Here is a 20503-nt window from a genome sequence, read left to right as displayed (position 1 = left end):
ACCCGATTGAGCAACGGCAGGCGTCGAACTCCGCCCCGGTGCTGTGTTGCCGTGCAAAGAAAGAGGCCGTGGACCCCGGCGGGATCCACGGCCTCTCGTGTGCGAGTCGGTCAGCGGCGGAAGAGCAGGGCGCGCTTGACTTCCTGGATGGCCTTGGTGACCTGGATGCCTCGGGGGCACGCGTCGGTGCAGTTGAACGTCGTGCGGCACCGCCAGACACCCTCGGCGTCGTTGAGGATGTCGAGGCGTTCCTCGGCTCCCTCGTCGCGGGAGTCGAAGATGAAGCGGTGGGCGTTGACGATGGCCGCCGGGCCGAAGTAGCTGCCCTCGTTCCAGAACACCGGGCACGAGGTGGTGCAGCAGGCGCACAGGATGCACTTGGTGGTGTCGTCGAAGCGCTCGCGGTCGGCGGCCGACTGGATGCGTTCGCGCGTGGGTTCGTTGCCGTAGGTGATGAGGAACGGCTTGACCGCGCGGAACGCCTCCATGAAGGGCTCCATGTCGACCAGCAGGTCCTTGTTCACCGGCAGGCCCTTGATCGGCGCCACGGTGATCGTGGTGTGCTTGCCGCCGCCCGCCAGCAGGTCCTTCACCAGCACCTTGCACGCCAGCCGGTTGACGCCGTTGATCTGCATGGCGTCGGAGCCGCAGATGCCGTGCGCGCACGACCGGCGGAAGGTCAGCGTGCCGTCGAGGTACCACTTGACGTAGTGCAGCAGGTTCAGCACGCGGTCGGTGGGCAGCGCGGGCACCCCGAAGGACTCCCAGCGCGGCTCCGAGTCCGTCTCGGGGTTGAACCGCTGGACCCGCACCGTCACGGTGACCGCGCCATCGGGCACGGGGGGCTGGTCGCCGCGCTTGCCGGTCGCGGTCCGCTCAGAAGTCACCGCAGTCATCAGTACTTCCGCTCCATGGGCTGGTACCGGGTGAAGGTCACGGGCTTGTAGTCCAGCCGGATGTCGCCCTTGAGACCGTCGCCCTGCTTGTAGAACATGCTGTGCCGCATGAAGTTCGTGTCGTCGCGGTTCGGGTAGTCCTCGCGGGCGTGCCCGCCGCGCGACTCCTTGCGCTCCAGCGCGCCCACGACCAGCACCTCGGCCAGCTCCAGCAGGAAGCCCAGCTCCACGGCCTCCAGCAGGTCGGTGTTGAACCGCTTGCCCTTGTCCTGCACGGAGATGTGCACGTAGCGGTCCTTGAGCGCCTGCACGTCGTGCAGCGCCTGCTTCAGCGTCTCCTCGGTGCGGTACACCGACGCGTTGGCGTCCATCGTGGCCTGCAGCTCGGTGCGGATGTCGGCCACCCGCTCCTTGCCGTGCTCGGACAGCACCAGCGCCAGCTGCGACTCGACCACCGCGGACGGCGTCTCCGGCAGGTCCAGCAGCTCGTGGTTCGCCGCGTACCGCGCCGCCGCCAGGCCCGCGCGGCGACCGAACACGTTGATGTCGAGCAGCGAGTTCGTGCCCAGCCGGTTCGCGCCGTGCACCGACACGCACGCGCACTCACCGGCCGCGTACAGGCCCGGCACCACGTTGTCGTTGTCCCGCAACACCTCGCCGTGGATGTTGGTCGGGATGCCGCCCATCGCGTAGTGCGCGGTCGGGTACACCGGCACCGGCTCCTTCACCGGGTCCACCGCGAGGTACGTGCGGGCGAACTCGGTGATGTCCGGCAGCTTGGTCTCCAGGACCTCGGCGCCCAGGTGCGTGCAGTCCAGCAGCACGTAGTCCTTGTTCGGGCCCGCGCCGCGGCCCTCAAGCACCTCCAGGGCCATCGACCGGGCGACGATGTCGCGCGGTGCCAGGTCCTTGATGGTGGGCGCGTAGCGCTCCATGAACCGCTCACCGGAGGCGTTGCGCAGGATCGCGCCCTCGCCGCGGGCGCCCTCGGTGAGCAGGATGCCCAGGCCCGCCAGGCCGGTCGGGTGGAACTGGTAGAACTCCATGTCCTCCAGCGGCAGGCCCTTGCGGAAGATGATGCCCATGCCGTCACCGGTGAGGGTGTGCGCGTTGGACGTCGTCTTGAACACCTTGCCGAAGCCGCCGGTCGCGAACACGACGGCCTTGGCCTGGAACACGTGGATCTCGCCGGTCGCCAGCTCGTACGCGACGGCGCCGGTGCACACCGGACCGCTCTCCGTCTCGGTGAGGCAGATGTCGAGCACGTAGAACTCGTTGTAGAACTCGATGCCGTGCTTGACGCAGTTCTGGTACAGCGTCTGCAGGATCATGTGGCCGGTGCGGTCCGCGGCGTAGCAGGCCCGGCGCACGGCGGCCTCGCCGTGGTTGCGGGTGTGCCCGCCGAAGCGGCGCTGGTCGATGCGGCCCTCGGGCGTCCGGTTGAACGGCAGGCCCATCTTCTCCAGGTCGAGGACGGCGTCGATGGCCTCCTTCGCCATCACCTCGGCGGCGTCCTGGTCGACCAGGTAGTCACCGCCCTTGATGGTGTCGAAGGTGTGCCACTCCCAGTTGTCCTCCTCGACGTTGGCCAGCGCGGCGCACATGCCGCCCTGGGCCGCGCCGGTGTGCGACCGGGTCGGGTAGAGCTTGGTGAGCACCGCCGTGCGCGGCGCGTGCCCCGCCTCGGTGGCCGCCGCCAGGGCCGCGCGCATCCCCGCGCCACCCGCCCCGACGATCACCACGTCGTACTTGTGGAACTGCATCGGATCTACCGCTTCTTCCAGGTGGTGGTGCGCGTCAGTTGGCCGGGATCGTGGCGTCGAAGGTGAAGATGACGTAGCTGCCCAGCGCCAGGATCAGCACCATCGACACGTACAGCATGATCTTCAGCCAGAACCGGGTGCTGTCCTTGCGCGCGTAGTCGTTGATCACCGTGCGCAACCCGTTGCCGCCGTGGATCTCGGCCAGCCACAGCATGGCCAGGTCCCAGAACTGCCAGAACGGGCTCGACCAGCGGCCCGCGACGAAGGCGAAGTTGATCCGGTGCACGCCGCCGTCGAGGATGTTCATGATGAACAGGTGCCCGAGCACCAGCACGATCAGCGCCAGCCCCGAGATGCGCATGAACAGCCAGCTGATCATCTCGAAGTTGCCGCGGCGCGCGGCCGGGCGGCGGGGCGAGCGGGGCTTGTCCAGTGCGAGAGTCATCTCAGTTGCCCCCGAACATCTCGCGCACGGTGCGCTCCATCATGAAGTACGCACCGGGGACCATGACCACGACCCAGATGCCCAGGATCGTCCACAGCATCGGCTTCTGCAGGCGCGGTCCCCTGGACCAGAAGTCCACCAGCATGACCCGCAGGCCGTTGAGCGCGTGGTAGAGCACGGCGCCCACCAGGCCGACCTCGATGAGGTTCACGATCGGGGTCTTGTAGGTCTCGATGACCTCGTCGTAGGCGTTCGGCGATACCCGCACCAGAGCGGTGTCGAGCACGTGCGCGAACAGGAAGAAGAAGGTGAGCACCCCGGTGATCCGGTGCGCGACCCAGGACCACATGCCCGGGTCGCCGCGGTAGAGCGTCCCGGTGCGCCGGGACCCGCGGGCCGCCACCTTCTCGGTGGCGCTGGCCGATTCGGACATCGGTATCGGGCCTCCACGTCGCTGATGGACCAGTCTGGAACCTGTCTGGTGGACAAGCCGCGCCCGTGCTGGTACCGCACACGAAACGGGCTTGACTGAAGGGATGCTAGACCCGACGAGTCGGGCACACCCAACCCGCCGATCCCCTCTGTGACGGACGAGACACGGCCTCCGGGCCCGTCCCCCGCTGGTGGGGCCCCTACCGCCCGAACCGGTCCGCGTGTTGGTCACCGCGCGTCACGGAGGTGCCGGTGACCACCGTGTCGGGCGATGCCGAGATCGGGTCGAGACTCTGAATCGATCACGCCGCGCCGCGCGAATCCCCGCACCGGGCCTTATCGGTGACCGCACCGTGTCCACTCAGGACCGCCGGGCACCCGCTCCGGTCATCCGCCGCCACCCGGAGGTGTCCTCGAGTGGCCACGGTGGGTGGTGTGAATCAACAATTGGGTTACGCCCTGGACGGTACGCCGGAAAGCGCCGTACCGGGGAGTACGGTCCTGCGGCAACGCCGTGCGGCGCCCGTCACGCGGCGCGCGGACCGGGGAAGACGAAGACGACTCAGCCACTGAGCCGACAACTCCAACACTGCCGAGAAACCGAACGACTGCCGACTCTGTCGGATCCGGAAGGAGAAAGCCTTGCGCCGAACGCGAGGAGTTCGTCTCGCCGCCGCCCTGCTGGCGCTGGGGATCGGCCTGGCCGGGTGCGGTGCGAAGAACAACGACACCGGCAGCGGTGGCGGCACCCCCACCAGCGGCGCCCCCGCCGCCGGGCTCAAGATCGGCCTGGCCTACGACATCGGCGGCCGCGGCGACCAGTCCTTCAACGACTCCGCCGCGCGCGGCCTGGACAAGGCCAAGACGGAGTTCGGCCTCGACGTCAAGGAACTCGAGGCCACCGCGGGCGAGACCGAGGCGCAGAAGGAGGACCGGCTGCGCCAACTCGTCGAGGGCGGCTACACCACGGTCGTCGCCGTCGGCTTCGCCTACGCCGAGGCCATCGGCAAGGTCGCCAAGGACTCGCCCGAGGTCAAGTTCGCCATCATCGACGACTTCACCGACGGCGTGGACACCGGCGCCAACATCGCCAACCTGACCTTCGCCGAGCAGGAGGGCTCCTTCCTGGTCGGCGTGGCCGCCGCGCTCAAGAGCAAGACCGGCAACGTCGGCTTCGTCGGCGGCGTCAACACCCCGCTGATCCAGAAGTTCGAGGTCGGCTACACCGCGGGCGTCAAGGCCGTGAAGGCCGACGCGACGGTGCAGGTCAAGTACCTGACCCAGCCGCCGGACTTCACCGGCTTCAACGACCCGGCCAAGGGCGAGACCGCCGCCAAGGGCATGTTCGACGCGGGCGCCGACGTCGTCTACGCGGCCGCGGGCGGCTCCGGCAACGGCGTGTTCAAGACCGCCAAGGCCAACTCGAAGTGGGGCATCGGCGTCGACTCCGACCAGTACAACCAGCCCGCGCTCGCCGAGGTCAAGGACGTGATCATCACCTCCATGATCAAGGAGGTGGACGTCGCGGTGTACGACTTCATCTCCTCGGTGAAGAACGGCAGCTTCAAGGCCGGGCAGAAGGTCTACGACCTGAAGGCGGGCGGCATCGACTACGCCACCAGCGGCGGCAAGATCGACGACATCAAGGCCAAGATCGACGAGTACAAGGCCAAGATCGTCTCCGGCGAGATCAAGGTCGCCGACAAGAAGTAGCCGACACCGGCGAGCAGAAGTCCCGACGGGCCCGGCGGCGCACCCAGCGGCCCGGGCCCGTCGGCTTCGCCCCGGTCGGCCGAGGCGAGGCCCCGCGCTGTCCCCACCCCTGCCAGCGACTAAGGAATCGGCCGTGTCAACGGAGCCACCAGCAGCCGTCGAGCTGACCGGGATCACCAAGCGCTTCCCCGGCGTCATCGCCAACTCCGACGTCAACATCACCGTCCGGGCGGGCACCGTGCACGCCATCGTCGGGGAGAACGGCGCGGGCAAGTCCACCCTCATGAAGATCCTCTACGGCATGCAACCGCCGGACGAGGGCACCATCGCCGTCAACGGCGCACCCGTGTCGTTCGGCTCGCCCGCCGACGCCATCCGCGCCGGGATCGGCATGGTGCACCAGCACTTCATGCTCGCCGACAACCTCACCGTCCTGGAGAACGTGGTACTCGGCAGCGAACCCCGCAAGGGCGTCGCGCTCGACTTCGCCGCCGCCCGCGCCAAGATCCGCGACATCTCCGACGCCTACGGCCTCGGCGTCCACCCCGACCGGCTGGTCGACGACCTCGGCGTCGGCGAACGGCAGCGGGTCGAGATCCTCAAGGTCCTCTACCGCGGCGCCCGCGTCCTCATCCTCGACGAACCGACCGCCGTGCTCGTCCCCCAGGAGGTCGACGAGCTGTTCGGCAACCTGCGCGAGCTCAAGGCCGAGGGCCTGACCATCCTGTTCATCTCGCACAAGCTCGACGAGGTCCTCTCCGTCGCCGACGACATCACCGTCATCCGCCGCGGCACCACCGTCGCCAGCGTCTCGCCCAGCGACGTCACCGCCCGCGAACTCGCCGAACTCATGGTCGGCAGCGCCCTGCCCGTACCCGAGCTGCGCGATTCCACCGTCACCGCGAAACCGGTCCTCACCGTCAAGAACCTGACCGTGACCGGCGCCGACGGCCGACTCGTCCTCGACGACATCTCCTTCACCATCCACGCGGGCGAAGTCCTGGGCATCGCGGGCGTCGAAGGCAACGGGCAGGCCGAACTCGTCGAGGCGCTGATGGGCATCCACGCCCCCAACGCGGGCCGCGTCACCCTCGGCGACCGCGCGGGGAACCAGCGCGACATCACCCGCGCCTCCACCCGCCACCGCCGCGAAGCAGGCATGGGCTACATCCCCGAGGACCGCCACCGCCAAGGCGTCCTGCTCGAAGCGTCCCTCTGGGAGAACCGCGTCCTCGGCCACCAGACCCGACCACCGAACAACCGCGGCCCGCTGCTCGACCGCAAGGGCGCCAAGGCCGACACCCGCCGCATCGTGTCCGAGTACGACGTGCGCACACCGTCCATCGAGGTCAACGCCTCCGCCCTCTCCGGCGGCAACCAGCAGAAACTCATCGTCGGCCGCGAGATGAGCGGACGACCCGTCGTGCTCCTCGCCTCCCACCCCACCCGCGGCGTCGACGTCGGCGCCCAAGCCGCCATCTGGGACCACATCCGCCGCGCCCGCGCCCAGGAACTGGCCGTGCTGCTCATCTCCGCCGACCTCGACGAGCTGATCGGCATGTCCGACACCCTCGCGGTGATCCTGCGCGGCAGGTTCGTCGCCGAGTACGACCCCAGGACCGTGACCCCGGAGCAGCTCGGCTCCGCGATGACCGGCGCGGGGAAGGAAGGCTGATGCGCAAACTCACCCCCCGGTCCGTCCTGCTCGGACTCGCCGCCCCCGTCGGCGCGCTGGTCTTCGCCGCCGTCGTCTCCGCGATCATCCTCGCCGTCACCGGGCACGCCCCCACCGACGCCGTCGACGCCATGGCCCGCGCCGCCGAACGACCCCGCACCCTGGTCAACGCCGTCAACAGCGCCACCTACTACTACCTGGCCGCCGTCGCCGTCGCGATCGGCTTCCGGATGAAGCTGTTCAACATCGGCGTCGACGGCCAGTACCGGCTCGCCGCCCTGCTCTCCGCCGCCCTCGCGGGCGCGGCCTTCATGGAGCAACTGCCCTCGTTCCTGCGCATCACCGTGACCATCGTCGTCGCGATGCTCGTCGGCGCCGCCTGGGCCGGGCTCGCCGCGCTGCTCAAGGTCACCCGCGGCGTGTCCGAGGTGATCTCCACGATCATGCTCAACGCCGTCGCCACCTACCTGGTGTCCTACCTGAACCGGCCGGAGCGGCTCGCGGTCAGCACCGCGGGCAGCAACAACATCGGCACCCCGAAGATCACCGAGGGCGGCCAGGTCGCCGGGTTCACCGTCGAGGGCTCCTCGTCGAAGCTGTTCGGGCTGATCTTCCTCGCCGCCGCCGTCGGGGTGCTCTACTGGTTCGTGCTCTCCCGCACCCGCTTCGGCTTCGAGCTCAAGGCCACCGGCCTCTCCGAATCCGCGGCCGTGGCCAGCGGCGTCAACGTCAAGAAGATGGTGGTGCTGTCCATGCTGCTCTCCGGCGCCGTCGCCGGACTGGTCGGCATGCCGCAACTGCTCGGCTCCTCCTACAGCTACTCCCTCGACTTCCCCGCCGGGCTCGGGTTCATCGGCATCGCCGTCGCCCTCCTCGGCCGCAACCACCCGATCGGCATGGCCATCGCCGCGCTGCTGTGGGGTTTCCTGGCCAACACGGCCAACTCCTTCGACACCTCCGGCATCCCGCGCGAGATCGTCGACATCATGCAGGGCGTCATCGTGCTCTCCGTGGTCGTCGCCTACGAACTCGTCCGCCGCTACCGGGTGCGCGCCGAACAGCACGCCGTCGGCGGGGCGCTGGGCCGCACCAAGACCCTCGAGGAGGTGTCGTCGTGACCGTCGGCGGACTCTCGGTCGGACTCGACACGGCCGCGGCGCCCAAGCGCGGCAAACGCGCGTCGCCCTGGACCTACGCGCTGTTCGCGGTGGCCGCGCTCGCGGTCATCTCACTGGTGCGCGTCACCACCGGCGCCACCGACCTCACCTCGGCGGGCACCGTGCAGGCCGCGCTGACCGCCGCCGTGCCGCTGGCCATGGCCGCGCTCGCGGGCCTCTGGGCCGAACGCGCCGGCGTGGTCAACATCGGCCTCGAGGGCATGATGGTGCTGGGCACCTTCGGCGCGGGCTACGCCGGTTACCAGTGGGGACCGTGGGCCGGTGTGGTGTTCGGCCTGTTCCTCGGCGTCGTCGGCGGACTGCTGCACGCCGTCGCCACCGTCACCTTCGGCGTCGACCACATCATCTCCGGCGTCGCGATCAACCTGCTCGCGCCGGGCGCGGCGCTGTTCATGTCCAAGCTGTACTTCACCGACGCCCCCGGCGGCGGCGCCCGCCAGTCACCGCCCATCGGCGACGCGCCCAAGGTGACCGTGCCCGGCTTCGCCGACCTCATGGGCACCATCGAGGACAAGCACTGGTTCCTGCTCTCCGACCTCGCCGGTGTGCTGCGCGGCCTCACCACCCAGATCTCCGTGCTGACCCTGCTGGCCGCCGCGCTGATCATCGGCACCGGCTGGCTGCTGTGGCGCTCCGCGTTCGGGCTGCGGCTGCGCTCCTGCGGCGAGGCCCCCGCGGCGGCGGAATCGCTCGGCGTGAACGTCTACAAGTACAAGTACCTCGCCGTCACCGCCTCCGGCGCGTTCGCCGGGCTCGGCGGAGCGTTCTTCGCGGTCAGCTCCGGGCAGTTCCGCGAGGGCCAGACCGGCGGCCGCGGCTTCATCGGCCTCGCCGCGATGATCTTCGGCAACTGGCGGCCCGGCGGCCTCGCCACCGGCGCCGGCCTGTTCGGCTACACCGACGCCATGTCGCTGCGCGGCTCCGACGCCGTGCACGCGCTGCTGTTGCTGCTCGGCATCGCGCTGCTGGTCGTCGCGGTCACCCAGTACCGGTCCGGGCACCACGTGCTGTCCGGGTTCGCCGCCGCCATCGGCGTGCTGTTCGGCTGGTGGTTCTTCGCCAGCGACGAGGTACCGCCGGAACTGGTCGGCGCCGCCCCGTACGTGGTGACGCTACTTGTGCTCACCTTGGCGGCACAGCGGTTGCGACCGCCCAAACTGGCGGGCGAGCCGTACCGGAGGGGGCAATCCGGGTGAGCGAGATCGACTGGGACGCGCTGCGCGCGGCGGCCGTGGCCGCCGCCGCGTCCGCCTACTGCCCGTACTCGGGACTGCGCGTCGGCGCCGCCGCCCTGGTCGACGACGGCCGCGTCGTCACCGGGTGCAACGTGGAAAACGCCTCATACGGCCTCGGGCTGTGCGCCGAGTGCACCCTCGCCGGCCAGCTCCAGCTGACCGGCGGCGGCAGACTCGTCGCACTGGCCTGCCGCGGCGGCGACGGGGAACTGCTGATGCCGTGCGGACGTTGCCGCCAGGTGATCTACGAACTCGGCGGACCCGCGTGCCAGGTCGACACCCCCGCCGGACCGCAGCCCATGACCGCCGTGCTGCCCGACGCGTTCGGCCCGCACGACCTGCCCGCGAAGGGAACCGCCTGATGGAGCCGTTCGCCGCCGTCGACGTCATCCGGTCCAAACGCGACGGCCACCGGCTGACCGACGCCCAGATCGACTGGGTCGTCGACGCCTACACCCGCGGCGCGGTCGCCGAGGAACAGATGTCCGCCCTGGCCATGGCCGTGTTCCTCAACGGCATGGACGCCGCCGAGACCGCCCGCTGGACCGCGGCCATGGTCGACTCCGGCGACGTGCTCGCCCTCGACGTCGACCGGCCCACCGTCGACAAGCACTCCACCGGCGGCGTCGGCGACAAGATCACCCTGCCGCTGGCGCCCCTGGTCGCCGCCTGCGGCGCCGCCGTCCCCCAGCTCTCCGGCCGCGGCCTCGGACACACCGGCGGCACCCTCGACAAACTGGAATCCGTGCCCGGCTGGCGGGCCCGGCTCAGCCTCGCCGAGATCCAGGCCCAACTCGCCGACGTCGGCGCGGTCATCTGCGCGGCGACCGAAGGACTCGCCCCCGCCGACCGCAAGCTCTACGCCCTGCGCGACGTCACCTCGACCGTCGAGTCCATCCCGCTGATCGCCAGCTCCATCATGAGCAAGAAGATCGCCGAAGGCGCGGACGCACTGGTGCTCGACGTGAAGTTCGGGTCCGGGGCGTTCATGAAAACCCTGGACGACGCGCGGGCCTTGGCGCGCGCACTGGTGTCGATCGGCGTCTCCCACGGACGGCGCGTCTCGGCGCTGCTGACCGACATGTCCGTGCCGCTGGGACGCGCCGTCGGCAACGCGGTCGAGGTCGAGGAATCCGTCGCGGTGCTGCGCGGCGGCGGCCCCGCCGACGTCGTCGAGCTGACCCTGGCGCTGGCCCGCGAGATGCTCGCACTGGCCGGTCTGTCCGATGTGGACCCCGAGGGAGTGCTGGCGTCGGGGCGGGCGTACGAGGTGTGGGCGCGGATGCTGCGCGCCCAGGGCGGCGACCCGGACGCGGCCTTGCCGTCACCCCGGCACGTGCACCTCGTCGACGCCCCGGCCGACGGCGTGGTGACCCGGCTCGACGCGTACGCGGTCGGCGTCGCCGCCTGGCGGCTCGGCGCGGGCCGGGCGCGCAAAGAAGACCCCGTCCAGGCCGCGGCCGGGATCCTGTGCCACGCCAAACCGGGGGAGACCGTCCGCGCGGGCGACCCGGTGCTGGAACTGCGAACCGACACCCCGGAAGCGGTGCCGTCCGCGCTGGCCGCGCTGGAGGGCGCCTGGGCCGTCGGCGAGTCCGCTGTGGACCGCGGTCCGCTGGTGGTCGAGACGATCCGCTAGCGCTTGGACTCGATGAGCGCGGCGACACCGTCGAGCGCCCGCTCCAGGCTCCACGAGAAGTCCTGCTCGCTCGTGTCGTCGTAGTCGAACACGCCCTCGTCGAGCACGTCGATCAACTCCGGGAAGTGCTTGGGGTCCAACAGGAGCCGCAGCGTCTTCCCGTAGTCGGGGAGCTTGCCCTCGGACTCCGGCTCACCCACCCGCAGGTCGATCATGAGCGTGGCGTCGTTCCGGACCAGGCTGTTGACCAGCAGCATCACCGCGATCTTCTCCTTGCCCGACAACGGCGTCCCGCGCAACGCGGCCAGCGACGCCTCCAGCCACCGCAACTGGTGCGGCGTGATCGGCGGACCGGTGACCGGCACCCGCACCACCCACGGGTGGCGGCGCAGCGTGTGCAGGTTGTTGAACGCCAACTGGGTCAGGTCCGCCCGCCAGCGACCGGTCGCGGCGATGGTCCAGGTGTCGGCGTAGACCGCGTCGACCATGAGCGTGAGCAGCTCGTCCTTGGCGGAGACGTACCGGTACAGCGACATCGCGCTGGTCCCGATCGCGTTGGCGACCCGGCTCATGGACAGCGCGTCCAGCCCCTCCCGGTCGGCCACCGCCACCCCCGCGGCCACGATCCGCTCCAGGCTCAACGCGCGCTTGGGACCGCGGGCGGGCCTGCCACGCAACCCCCAGACCGCCTCAACGCTGGCGGGGAGGCTGGTGTCGGTCTCCTCGGAGGGCATCGTCTCGCTCTCGGGTTACGGGCTTGACGACCAGGATACGGCTGCGTATATCGTAAGCAGTAGCGCGTATGCGATACGCAGATCTGGGGGTTACCTGACCCGATCGCACTGGGGGTGCCGTCCGCGCACGCGCGGACGGCGCGGCAGACCCCGGTGCGGCCCGTTCCCCGGAACGAGCCGCACCGGTCCTGGCACCGCGGTGCCAGGCGTCAGTGGGGCCACCTCACCAGCCTGGAGGTGGCCCCACTGCTCGGGTCCGGCCCGCGCCGCCCCTTCTGTCCACACCCCACCCGGAGTTGTCCACAGCCCCCCAGTCGATCAAGATTTTGTGTCGCCCCCCACCTCTACAATGGAGATCGGGGGGCCGTGGCCACCCCGCCGAAGTTGATCACCGACTCCCGGCGGCCCCGCCCGGCCACCGACCGACAGCCCCGCCCGGCCGCGACCAGGTCCACGTCTGCCGCTTCCCGGTCGAGCCCGCGCTGCGCCGTGCCGTGCGACTCCCGCCGAGCCGCCCACGAACACCGCCCACCTAGGGCACACTGTTGGCCGAAACCGGAGGTGCGGGCGTGGAGATCGACGTCGAGCGCGAGCTCGAAGCGGTGGCGCGACGGGTCGAGCAGACCAGTGCCGAGGCGCGCGACCGCGCCCAGCAGGTCGGCCCCATCACCGGCAGCGCCACCAGCGCCGACGGCGCCGTCGCCGTCGAGGTGCGCCCCGGCGGCCTGCTGTCCGCCGTCAAACTCACCCCCGCCGCCCTGACCAGCGGCTCCGAAGCCCTCGCCGCGCAGATCACGGCCCTCGCCGCCAAGGCCACCCGCCGCGCGGGCGGCAACATGCACGCCGCGCTCGCCCCCGTGCTCGGTCCCTCCGGCGAGAAGCACCTCGCCTCCCTCGGCTACGAACCCATCGACGACGAAGACGCCGACGACACCGTCTTCGACCGCCCCCTCGGCGCCCAGCCCAGGCGGCGCGCCCGATGACCGACCGCGTCCCCGTCGAACGCAGCACCCGCCAACTCATCGAGGACGGCCGCGCCCGCCAACAGGCACTCGCCTCCGTCGACACCGTCCTCGCCGACGTCCGCGGCACCGCCCACGACAACCACGGCAGCGTCCGCGTCACCGTCGACGGCCGCGGCAAGCTCCTCGACCTGTGGCTGCGCCCCGACGCCGTCCGCTGGGGACCCGACCAGCTCGGCCGCCTCATCGTCCTGGTCGCCGAGGCCGCCATGGACCAGGCCACCCAGGCCGGCTACAACAAGCTCGCCCCGATCCTCGGCGACGGCATGACCCAGGCCATCGAGATGCTGTCCGGTCGAACGGCCCCCGCGCGCCGCGAAACCGGCCCCGGCATCACCGCCGAGGAGTTCCAGCGCAGGCGCGACGAGCGGATGCACGCGCAGGCGACCGGCCAACACCCCGGGCCCGGACCGTCCGAACCGGACCGCGGCCACTGGGCACCCGCCCCGGGAACCGTTGCCGGACAAGGCAACCACCCGGACAGGCCCGGTTCGCCCGATCAGGTGAGCCCGGCTGCCGCCGGGCCGGGCGGCAGCGGCCCGGGTACGGTCGAAAACGACGGTTTCGACCCGGACGACCCGCTTTCCTTCGACCTGTCCTCCCTACGTTCCGACCGGTGATCCGCACCCCGTAGGCTGCCGTCGCGCCACGCGTGCTCGCGGGGTGCGACGTACGCCGATGGCTGCGCGACCAGGAGGACCTCCAATGGCCCAGGACATCGTCCCGATCGAGCTGGGGTTGCCACAGGGTGACGTCGTCACGCTGTGGGCGCCGCGGTGGCGGGAAGACGGTGAGGAATGGGAGGCGTTCCTCGGTCACGAGGACGACCTCTACGCGTTCCCCGACGCCGCGCACCTGGCGGCGTTCGTGCGGACCACCGAGGAACACGACCTGTCCGACCACCCCGCCTGGCACCTCGTGCCCGCGCTGTCGGTGGCCGAGCTGATGCCCGACGAGGGCCACCAGTACGACCTGGTCGGCGTGCCCGAACTGGTCGCCGAGGAACCGGACACCTGGACGGTCAACGAGCTGGCCGACATCATCACCATCGTCCGCGCGCTCGCCGACGTCTGCGAGCTCGACGAGGTGCACGAGGTCCTCAACGCCGCCGACGGCTTCTCCGTGCTCGAACAGGGCACCTTCCCGTTCACCGGCCGCGAGGGCGAGCGGCTGTGGACCGACATGGCCGAGACCATCTCCGAGCGCTGGGACGAGGTGCTCGACGCGCTGGACTCGGTGGTGACCGCCCCCGACGTGGACGAGGCCGCGCTGGAGAAGAGCTCCCAGGAACTGGCCGAGTTCCAGGCGGAGGCCGCCGAGGCGGGCGAGGACGCCGACGTCGACCTCGACAGCGAACTCGACGCCGCCGACGACTCCGAGGACGACACGGCGGAGGACGAGGAGACGGGCCAGGTCGGGTTCTGGGCGGAGGTCGGCATCGACCCCATCAAGATCATTACCGACGGCCACGAGTACTACACCCTCCGCTGCTACCTCGACGACGAACCGGTCTTCCTCGGCCGCGAGGGCAAGATCGACGTCGCGGGCTCCCCGCGCGCGCTGGCCAAGTTCCTGGCCACCGAGGACCTGTCGGAGAACGACCTCGCCGAGGTGTCCACCTGGTCCGACGTCGCCGCCAAGGCCACCGACGGCAGCCTCGAGATCGACGTGCACGCGGACAACACGTACGTCCTCCAGGGCCTGGCCGACGACCTGGGCGAGGGCGTGGACGCGGTCGACCCGGTCCAGCTCGACCTCGCCGTGGAACTGCTCAACGACGCCGCCGACTGGGCGGGCGACGAGGGCGTCGCCGAGGCCCTCAACCAGTCCGAGTCCCTGGGCTGGCTGGTCAGCTTCATCCTGGCCCCGGACCCGACCCGGATGGCCCCCAGCGCCCCCTTCACCGCCGAGTCGGCGGCGTGGAGCAAGCTGGTGCAGGACCTGGAAGACCGCCTGAACGCGCACTAGTCGCGGACTCGCGGAAGGGGGAGGAACCCGGGTGGGTTCCTCCCCCTTCGCTTTGCTGCCGTCACGCATCGCGACCGGTCGCCACCCACGTGCGCACCGCTGGTCCCGCTGTCGGCCTGTGGTGGTTGGCTCCGGCGGGTGTGGCTACCTTGAGTGGGCGGAAGTTGCCCTGATCAGGCGATGTGAGGCTGGAACTTTGCACACCAGTTCGAACGTTCGTTATATAGATCGGTGCAGGCGAGCGGGACTTGATGTGCCCGGGGGAGGAGAAGGTGTCCAGCCGAGCACCGCGGGTGTCTACCTGGGAGCCGGTCGTCCGGCGGGTGCGGTTGGTCGGGACGCGCGCCAGTCGCCGACCAGGGGTGCGTAGGCGGGCTTGATGACGTCGTCGATGATCGCCAGCCGCTCGTCGAAGCCGATGAACGCGGACTTCATCGCGTTGATCGTGAACCGGCGCAGGTCGGCCCAGCCGTAGCCGAACGCGTCGACCAGGGCGGCCAGCTCGCTGGTGACGGTGCAGCCGCTCATCAGGCGGTTGTCGGTGTTGACCGTCACCCGGAACCGCAGGTCGGCCAGGAGGCCGAAGGGGTGCTCGCCGATCGAGGTGGCCGCGCCCGTCTGCAGGTTCGAGCTCGGGCACATCTCCAGCGGGATCCGGCGGTCCCGCACGTACGACGCCAACGGGCCGAGGTGGGCCTTGCCGTCGCCGTCCACGGTGATGTCGTCGATGATCCGCACGCCGTGCCCTAGCCGCTCGGCGCCGCAGTGCTGGATCGCCTCCCAGATCGACGGCAACCCGAACGCCTCGCCCGCGTGGATCGTGAAGTGCGCGTTCTCGCGGCGCAGGTAATCGAACGCGTCGAGGGTGCGGGTGGGCGGGAAACCCGCCTCCGGGCCCGCGATGTCGAAGCCGACCACGCCCGCGTCGCGGTAGCGGACAGCCAACTCGGCGATCTCCGAGGCGCGGGCGTTCTGGCGCATCGCGCACAGCAACGTGCCGATCCGGACCGTGCGGCCGTCCGCGGCGGCGCGGCGCTCGCCCTCGCGGAAACCCGCCTGGACGGTCTCCACGATGGTGGGTAGGTCGAGGCCGTGTTCGGTGAACAATTCGGGCGCGTAGCGCACCTCGGCGTACACGACTCCATCCGCCGCAAGGTCCTGCGCGCATTCGGCTGCCACCCGAACGAGTGCATCTTGGTCCTGCATGACACCGCACGTGTGCGCGAAGGTCTCCAGGTACCGCTCCAGCGAACCCGAGTCCGCCGCCTCCCGGAACCAGACGCCCAGGGCCGCCGGGTCGGTCGTCGGCAGGCCGCGGTAGCCCGACGCCTCCGCCAACTCGACCACGGTGCCCGGCCGCAGCCCACCATCCAAGTGGTCGTGCAGCAGGACTTTCGGGACGTCGCGGATGGTCTCCGGGGTCACCGGCACCGGCGTGGGGGTCGACATGCGGCCACGGTACTCAGACCAGGGACGCCACCCGATCGGGTAGCACCAGCGTCACGTAAGGTGGGTGACGATCACGTTATACCGCTGGATGGCCGTCCACCGAACGGACTAATAGTCCGTGTCTGGGCCCACGAACGAGCAACGGGTGGTGTATGGACGCCTTCTGGGACTGGCTAGGCTCGCCAGCGTCTCCCCCATCTCCCCTCCCCAGGACGAAGGTCACCTCCGTGAACGAAAACAACCCCACGGTGTCGTTCGACCGGATGCGCAACATGCTCACGCGCGCGGCCGAGATCCGTGAGAGCGAACAGCAGCAGATCTTCGACGCCCTGGACGAGATCCACGCGCGGCTCTCGCCGCTTGAGTCCATCGGGTCGGTGCGCAAGCGGCTGTCCGAGATGCCGGACCGCACCGAGGTCAGCGTGCTGGCGGAGCGGCTCGACGAGGCGATGGCGAAGCTGGAGGGGCAGAACGCGGCCATCGCGGCGATCGGGCGCGCGGTGGAGAGCATCGTGGACAAGCTCGCCACGCCGTTCGCCCAGCTCGACGGCAGGCTCGACGGGGTCGCGGGCCGGTTCGAGGGCGTGGCCGGGCGGATGGACGGCCTGGAGGACAAGCTGTCGAGCATCCACCGGCGCATCGACGAGCTCGACAGCCACCTCGACAAGCAGGACAACCGCATCGACCAGGTGCCCGGCTCGGTGCACGGGCCGGTGCGGGAACGCATCGAGATCATGGAGACGGCGCTGCGCGGCCGCCTCGACGAGGTCGACGAGGGCGTCCACGAACACCTCGACGGCACCAAGGACGCGCTGGCGCGGGTGGTCGGGGAGACCTCCGACGCGGTGCGCGGTGCGGTCACCGAGTCGGCGACCACCGTGCGCGGCCTGGTGACCGACTCGACCAACACCGTGCGCGGTGCGGTCACCGAGTCGACCAACGCCCTGCACGGCCGCTTCACCGAGACCTCCGACGCCCTGCACGGCAAGCACGACGCCGCGGCCCAGACCCTCGCGGGCATCCGCGAGGCGGTCGGCGCCTCCCGCGACGCGGTCTACGGCAAGCTCGACGAGGCCACCGACGCCCTGCAGAACGCCCTGCGGGAGACGAAGGAGACGGTCGACGCCAGCGACCGCCTGGAATCCCTCGCCCAGCGGCTGGAGAAGGTCACCACCCGCCTCGACGAGATGGCGACCCGCCTCGACACCGTCGAGGACGGCTTCACCGCGCGCCTGGGCGACCTGGGCGGCGCGATCGAGCGCGGCCTGACCAAGGTCGAGGGCACCCTCTCCAACCGCCCCGACTCGGACTCGGTGGAAACCCTGGTCCGCCGCAGCAACGACGAGTCGGTCCGCCGCATCGGCGGCCACCTCGACGAGGCCATGGCCACCTTCGCCGAACTCATGCTCGGCGGCGGCACCCCCACCCCGCCCCCGCCGACCACCCTGCCCCGTCAGGGCAACCGCCGCCGCACCAACGGCAAGGGCCCCAAGTCGGCCGACAAGGTCCGCGACGAGAACGCCGAAGACAGCGACATCGCCGCAGGCGCGTAATCCCGCTCTTCTGGTGGGCCATCTCCGTTCGCGGAGATGGCCCACCAGCGTCTTCGGCGATGCTCGGCGCCTGCGGCTTGAAGGCCCGCTTCGGGGTCGCCTGGACGAACGACGACCAAACAGGTGACGTCCGCTCGGCGCGGTTTCCGGCCGTGCTCCGCCGCCCCTGGGCCGAACCCGCCGCCGCACAACCGAGCCCACCCCCCAATCCCTCCCCTCAAACCCCGCGGCCAGCCCAAGTCGATCTCGGCACCCCGAATCGACTCCGCCGCCCCGAATCGCCCTCGCCGCCGCACAACGGGTCATGCCCAGCGCGCGGCCGCCAAGGCCGCGCGCTGGCCCGACGCGGCTGTTGGCGCGACGCGGCTGTTGGCGCGACGCGGCTGTTGGCGCGACGCGGCTGTCGGCCCGACGCGGCTGTTGGCGCGACGCGGCTGCTCGGCCTCGTGCGCTGGCGGGCGAAGAGCGAGCGTGGCGTCGGCGGTGGTTGGCGGGATGGAGCGGGATCGGGATGTGTCGGCGTGGATGGGCCACGGGCCGTGGGCCGAGTTGGGTTGGTGCCGGTGTGCCGAAAGGAGGCGTCGGATGAGCTAACTTCCAGTCAACGCCGATGGGCTGCTTGAGCCAATGCGCTGCTCGGCGAGCCTGCGTCTGCGGTCGGCCGCGCCCATCCGTCTTCCCTCGTGAGGGGCTCGCCCGGCCGGGTGCGTGTCCCGTGTGACGGGGCTGGCTTGGTGTGACGGGGCTGGCTTGGGGTGCGGCGCTCTCCGGTGGCGGCGCAGCTGTGGTGGGCGTAGCTGTGGCCGCGCTGTTGGTGGGCTTGGTTTGCCTGCGGTGGTTTCCGGTTGGAGTGTGGCGGAGGGTGCCTTGTGGTTACCAAGTCAACGGTGGGGCCGGCTTGCGGGGTGGGGTGCCGTGTCGCAGTTTCGTCCCGCTCGCCTGTACTGATCTGATAAGCGAACGATCGAACTGGTGTGCAAAGTTCCAGCTTTGGATCGCTTGATCAGGGGAAACTGTGGTGACGATGGGTAGCTGTGGGTGGGGTGGTCGGGGCTGGAGTGGTTTCGGAGGGGTGACGGGTCAGCCGGTGGGGCGGTAGAAGCCTACGAAGGGCATTCCCGAGTTGGTGGTGCGTAAGGGGCCTACCTGGACGGGGTCGCCTGCCTCGACGATCTGGCCGCTGCCGATGTACATGGCGACGTGGCCTTCCCAGCAGACCAGGTCGCCGGGGAGGAGTTGGTCGGCGGACGGGACCTCCGCGCCGATGTCCTGTTCGCGGGAGGTGCGCGGGATCTCCAGACCACCCTCGCCGTACGCGTACTGGGTGAGGCCGCTGCAGTCGAGGCCTACGCCGGGGGCCGTGCCGCCCCAGACGTACGGGACGCCCAGTTGGCCTAGGGCGGCTCGGACTGCTCGGGCGGCTGTTTCGTTGGGGGCCTGAACCGTGCTGCCGTCGGGGAGGTTGACGGCTACGCCCGTGCCCGGCTGCGGTGGGATGGCCATGGGCAGCCTGCGTTTGGTGACGGTGCCGCCGCCACCCCCGCCGCCGGAATAGCCGCCGCCGCCCCCTCCACCACCGCCGCCTCCGCCTCCGCCTTGGTGCTGGGTGTACGCGGTGGGTGGGGGTGGGGCGGTCGAGGTGGCGCCCGCCGTGCTGGTGGCGCCCGCGTCGCCGCCGGTGAGTCGGGTGACGACGCCGGTCAGCTGGGTCATCACCGCTTCGAGGTTGGTGGACGTGTCGCCGGTCAGCTGGGCGGCGTAGCGGGCCAGTTCGGTCAGCTTGGCCTGCGCCCCCGCGGGGTCGCCCGCTTGGCGCAGGGCGGCGGCGGTGCGCAGCAGTTCGGCGGCGCGGCGGTTGAACTCGTCGAGCTGGTCCTGGTTGACCTTCTGGCCGACCTTGAGGATCTCGCCCGCCTCGCGCACCGCCCGCTGCACCTCGGCGCTGTACTGGCTCAGGTCCGCGCTCGCCGCCCGCTGCGCCGTGGCGTCCTCCTGGTGGCGCACGGCGCTCTGCCCCGTCCACCCCTCCCGCAGGGTGGCGGCGTACCGGTACGCGTCGTCGTCGACCGTGGTGAGGGTGTTGCTGACGGTCGCGTGCGCCTGACCCAGGCGGTCGATCGCGTCGTCGTCGGTGGCCAGGTGCCGTTGCGCGGTCGCGGCAGGCTGGACCATCGGGTCCAGCAGCTCGTGCACGGGGCTCACCACGCGGACTCACCCGCCATCCGGCGCCCGGCGGTGACGGTCTCGGTGGTTCGCGTGCTCGGCATGGCCTCTGCGGTGTCGGTGGGGTGGGGCGGGGTCACGCGAGGTCTCCGGCGGCGCGGCGGACGTTGGCGGAGGTGTCGTCCTCGGTGGCGGACAGGTTGGTCCAGGTGTTGCGCACCGCCTCGGCCGTGCCGCCGTAGCTGGTGGCGAGGCTGCGGACGCCGTCGGCCTGGCGCTGGGTGGCCGAGCGGAGGGCCTGGGCCAGGCCCACCTCGTCGCCGATCTTGGAGAACGCGTGGGCGCCGAACTGGCCGGGGCCGTGCAGGTCGCGGTCGGCCAGGCCGTGCAGCTGGTCGGCCAGCGGGTTCACCCCCGCCGTGTACGCGCGGAAGGCGGACTCCTCGCCGCGGTAGCCGCCGACGTCCGACTCGCCCATGGTGTCCCCCTGCTCCCTCTGCCCGACCGGTTCGACGACCGCTCCCCGCGATCGGTTTCCCAGGTTAGGACACATCGGGCAACCGCGTGGGGAGTTGTCCACAGCCCTGGAAGTGTGGTTGCCGACCGGTATCATGGGAGGTGACGGAAGGGGTCCTCCG

The 20503-nt window shown here is 70.7% G+C and carries 18 protein-coding genes; 10 read left to right on the top strand and 8 right to left on the bottom strand.

The genetic code is table 11. From position 1 onward, the window contains the following. Positions 1-110: 110 nt before the first annotated feature. Genes V5P93_RS33495 through sdhC form a run of 4 tightly spaced genes read right to left on the bottom strand, consistent with a single transcriptional unit; the run spans position 111 to position 3537 of the window. Positions 111-896, bottom strand: a complete 786-nt coding sequence (locus V5P93_RS33495) for a succinate dehydrogenase iron-sulfur subunit (RefSeq protein ID WP_104478113.1) — start codon at positions 894-896, stop codon at positions 111-113. Then, the gene (gene sdhA / locus V5P93_RS33490; protein WP_104478114.1) at positions 896-2659 is read right to left on the bottom strand and encodes a succinate dehydrogenase flavoprotein subunit; all 1764 of its coding nucleotides are present in this window, start codon (positions 2657-2659) and stop codon (positions 896-898) included. Before sdhA ends, V5P93_RS33495 begins: the two co-directional genes overlap by 1 nt. Positions 2660-2693: 34 nt before the next feature. Continuing rightward, positions 2694-3104 carry a succinate dehydrogenase hydrophobic membrane anchor subunit gene (locus V5P93_RS33485; RefSeq protein ID WP_104478115.1) on the bottom strand — a complete coding sequence of 137 codons (411 nt, stop codon included), beginning with the start codon at positions 3102-3104 and terminating at the stop codon, positions 2694-2696. A gap of 1 nt (position 3105) precedes the next feature. Further along, complete coding sequence (gene sdhC, locus V5P93_RS33480) at positions 3106-3537, bottom strand: succinate dehydrogenase, cytochrome b556 subunit (protein ID WP_104478116.1); 432 nt, start codon at positions 3535-3537, stop codon at positions 3106-3108. Positions 3538-4178: 641 nt separating this feature from the next. Between sdhC and V5P93_RS33475 the strand changes: the two genes are divergently transcribed. From V5P93_RS33475 to V5P93_RS33450, 6 genes are all read left to right on the top strand, one after another. Continuing rightward, positions 4179-5249: a BMP family protein gene (locus V5P93_RS33475; RefSeq protein WP_104478117.1), complete on the top strand. Its 1071-nt coding sequence runs from the start codon at positions 4179-4181 to the stop codon at positions 5247-5249. A 133-nt stretch (positions 5250-5382) separates the two neighbouring features. After that, a complete protein-coding gene (locus V5P93_RS33470) occupies positions 5383-6924 on the top strand; it encodes an ABC transporter ATP-binding protein (protein WP_181043366.1) in 1542 nt (513 codons plus the stop codon). Beyond that, positions 6924-8042, top strand: coding sequence for an ABC transporter permease (locus V5P93_RS33465; protein WP_104478119.1), 1119 nt, complete (start codon positions 6924-6926; stop codon positions 8040-8042). The genes V5P93_RS33470 and V5P93_RS33465 overlap by 1 nt, the downstream gene beginning before the upstream one ends. Then, on the top strand, positions 8039-9298 hold the full coding sequence (locus V5P93_RS33460; RefSeq protein ID WP_104478120.1) for an ABC transporter permease: 1260 nt from the start codon (positions 8039-8041) through the stop codon (positions 9296-9298). The genes V5P93_RS33465 and V5P93_RS33460 overlap by 4 nt, the downstream gene beginning before the upstream one ends. Continuing rightward, entirely contained in the window at positions 9295-9699 is a 405-nt protein-coding gene (locus tag V5P93_RS33455) for a cytidine deaminase (RefSeq protein WP_104478121.1), read from the top strand. The genes V5P93_RS33460 and V5P93_RS33455 overlap by 4 nt, the downstream gene beginning before the upstream one ends. Next, positions 9699-10976 carry a thymidine phosphorylase gene (locus V5P93_RS33450; RefSeq protein ID WP_104478122.1) on the top strand — a complete coding sequence of 426 codons (1278 nt, stop codon included), beginning with the start codon at positions 9699-9701 and terminating at the stop codon, positions 10974-10976. Before V5P93_RS33455 ends, V5P93_RS33450 begins: the two co-directional genes overlap by 1 nt. Here the strand turns inward: V5P93_RS33450 and V5P93_RS33445 are convergent. Next, the gene (locus tag V5P93_RS33445) at positions 10973-11710 is read right to left on the bottom strand and encodes a TetR/AcrR family transcriptional regulator (protein WP_104478123.1); all 738 of its coding nucleotides are present in this window, start codon (positions 11708-11710) and stop codon (positions 10973-10975) included. The two genes, V5P93_RS33450 and V5P93_RS33445, sit on opposite strands and share 4 nt — an antisense overlap. Before the next feature lie 569 nt (positions 11711-12279). Here V5P93_RS33445 and V5P93_RS33440 point away from each other — a divergent pair. The 3 genes from V5P93_RS33440 to V5P93_RS33430 all read left to right on the top strand — a co-directional run bounded on the left by V5P93_RS33440 (position 12280) and on the right by V5P93_RS33430 (position 14700). Further along, on the top strand, positions 12280-12693 hold the full coding sequence (locus V5P93_RS33440) for a YbaB/EbfC family nucleoid-associated protein (RefSeq protein WP_104478124.1): 414 nt from the start codon (positions 12280-12282) through the stop codon (positions 12691-12693). Next, entirely contained in the window at positions 12690-13352 is a 663-nt protein-coding gene (locus V5P93_RS33435) for a YbaB/EbfC family nucleoid-associated protein (protein WP_104478125.1), read from the top strand. The genes V5P93_RS33440 and V5P93_RS33435 overlap by 4 nt, the downstream gene beginning before the upstream one ends. 85 nt (positions 13353-13437) lie before the next feature. Continuing rightward, entirely contained in the window at positions 13438-14700 is a 1263-nt protein-coding gene (locus V5P93_RS33430; RefSeq protein ID WP_104478126.1) for a primosomal protein, read from the top strand. Positions 14701-14997: 297 nt separating this feature from the next. Here the strand turns inward: V5P93_RS33430 and V5P93_RS33425 are convergent, their stop codons facing one another. After that, positions 14998-16149, bottom strand: a complete 1152-nt coding sequence (locus tag V5P93_RS33425; RefSeq protein ID WP_104478127.1) for an adenosine deaminase — start codon at positions 16147-16149, stop codon at positions 14998-15000. Positions 16150-16412: 263 nt separating this feature from the next. Here V5P93_RS33425 and V5P93_RS33420 point away from each other — a divergent pair, with 263 nt between their 5' ends. Beyond that, entirely contained in the window at positions 16413-17702 is a 1290-nt protein-coding gene (locus V5P93_RS33420) for a hypothetical protein (RefSeq protein ID WP_219823930.1), read from the top strand. Between the two features lie 1080 nt (positions 17703-18782). Here the strand turns inward: V5P93_RS33420 and V5P93_RS33415 are convergent. Both V5P93_RS33415 and V5P93_RS33410 read right to left on the bottom strand, forming a co-directional pair. Beyond that, entirely contained in the window at positions 18783-19895 is a 1113-nt protein-coding gene (locus V5P93_RS33415; RefSeq protein WP_281261648.1) for a C40 family peptidase, read from the bottom strand. A 106-nt stretch (positions 19896-20001) separates the two neighbouring features. After that, positions 20002-20343 carry a hypothetical protein gene (locus tag V5P93_RS33410; RefSeq protein WP_104478129.1) on the bottom strand — a complete coding sequence of 114 codons (342 nt, stop codon included), beginning with the start codon at positions 20341-20343 and terminating at the stop codon, positions 20002-20004. Between the last annotated feature and the right edge of the window lie 160 nt (positions 20344-20503).

The organism is Actinokineospora auranticolor (assembly GCF_041897805.1).
GTDB lineage: Bacteria > Actinomycetota > Actinomycetes > Mycobacteriales > Pseudonocardiaceae > Actinokineospora > Actinokineospora auranticolor.
This window is presented reverse-complemented; position numbering and strand designations above follow the sequence as displayed.

Coding starts and splice junctions, on each gene's coding strand:
- V5P93_RS33495 (WP_104478113.1), bottom strand. CDS start 896: ATGACTGCGGTGACTTCTGAGCGGACCGCGACCGGCAAGCGCGGCGAC.
- sdhA (WP_104478114.1), bottom strand. CDS start 2,659: ATGCAGTTCCACAAGTACGACGTGGTGATCGTCGGGGCGGGTGGCGCG.
- V5P93_RS33485 (WP_104478115.1), bottom strand. CDS start 3,104: ATGACTCTCGCACTGGACAAGCCCCGCTCGCCCCGCCGCCCGGCCGCG.
- sdhC (WP_104478116.1), bottom strand. CDS start 3,537: ATGTCCGAATCGGCCAGCGCCACCGAGAAGGTGGCGGCCCGCGGGTCC.
- V5P93_RS33465 (WP_104478119.1), top strand. CDS start 6,924: ATGCGCAAACTCACCCCCCGGTCCGTCCTGCTCGGACTCGCCGCCCCC.
- V5P93_RS33450 (WP_104478122.1), top strand. CDS start 9,699: ATGGAGCCGTTCGCCGCCGTCGACGTCATCCGGTCCAAACGCGACGGC.
- V5P93_RS33445 (WP_104478123.1), bottom strand. CDS start 11,710: ATGCCCTCCGAGGAGACCGACACCAGCCTCCCCGCCAGCGTTGAGGCG.
- V5P93_RS33435 (WP_104478125.1), top strand. CDS start 12,690: ATGACCGACCGCGTCCCCGTCGAACGCAGCACCCGCCAACTCATCGAG.
- V5P93_RS33430 (WP_104478126.1), top strand. CDS start 13,438: ATGGCCCAGGACATCGTCCCGATCGAGCTGGGGTTGCCACAGGGTGAC.
- V5P93_RS33425 (WP_104478127.1), bottom strand. CDS start 16,149: ATGTCGACCCCCACGCCGGTGCCGGTGACCCCGGAGACCATCCGCGAC.
- V5P93_RS33420 (WP_219823930.1), top strand. CDS start 16,413: ATGCGCAACATGCTCACGCGCGCGGCCGAGATCCGTGAGAGCGAACAG.
- V5P93_RS33410 (WP_104478129.1), bottom strand. CDS start 20,343: ATGGGCGAGTCGGACGTCGGCGGCTACCGCGGCGAGGAGTCCGCCTTC.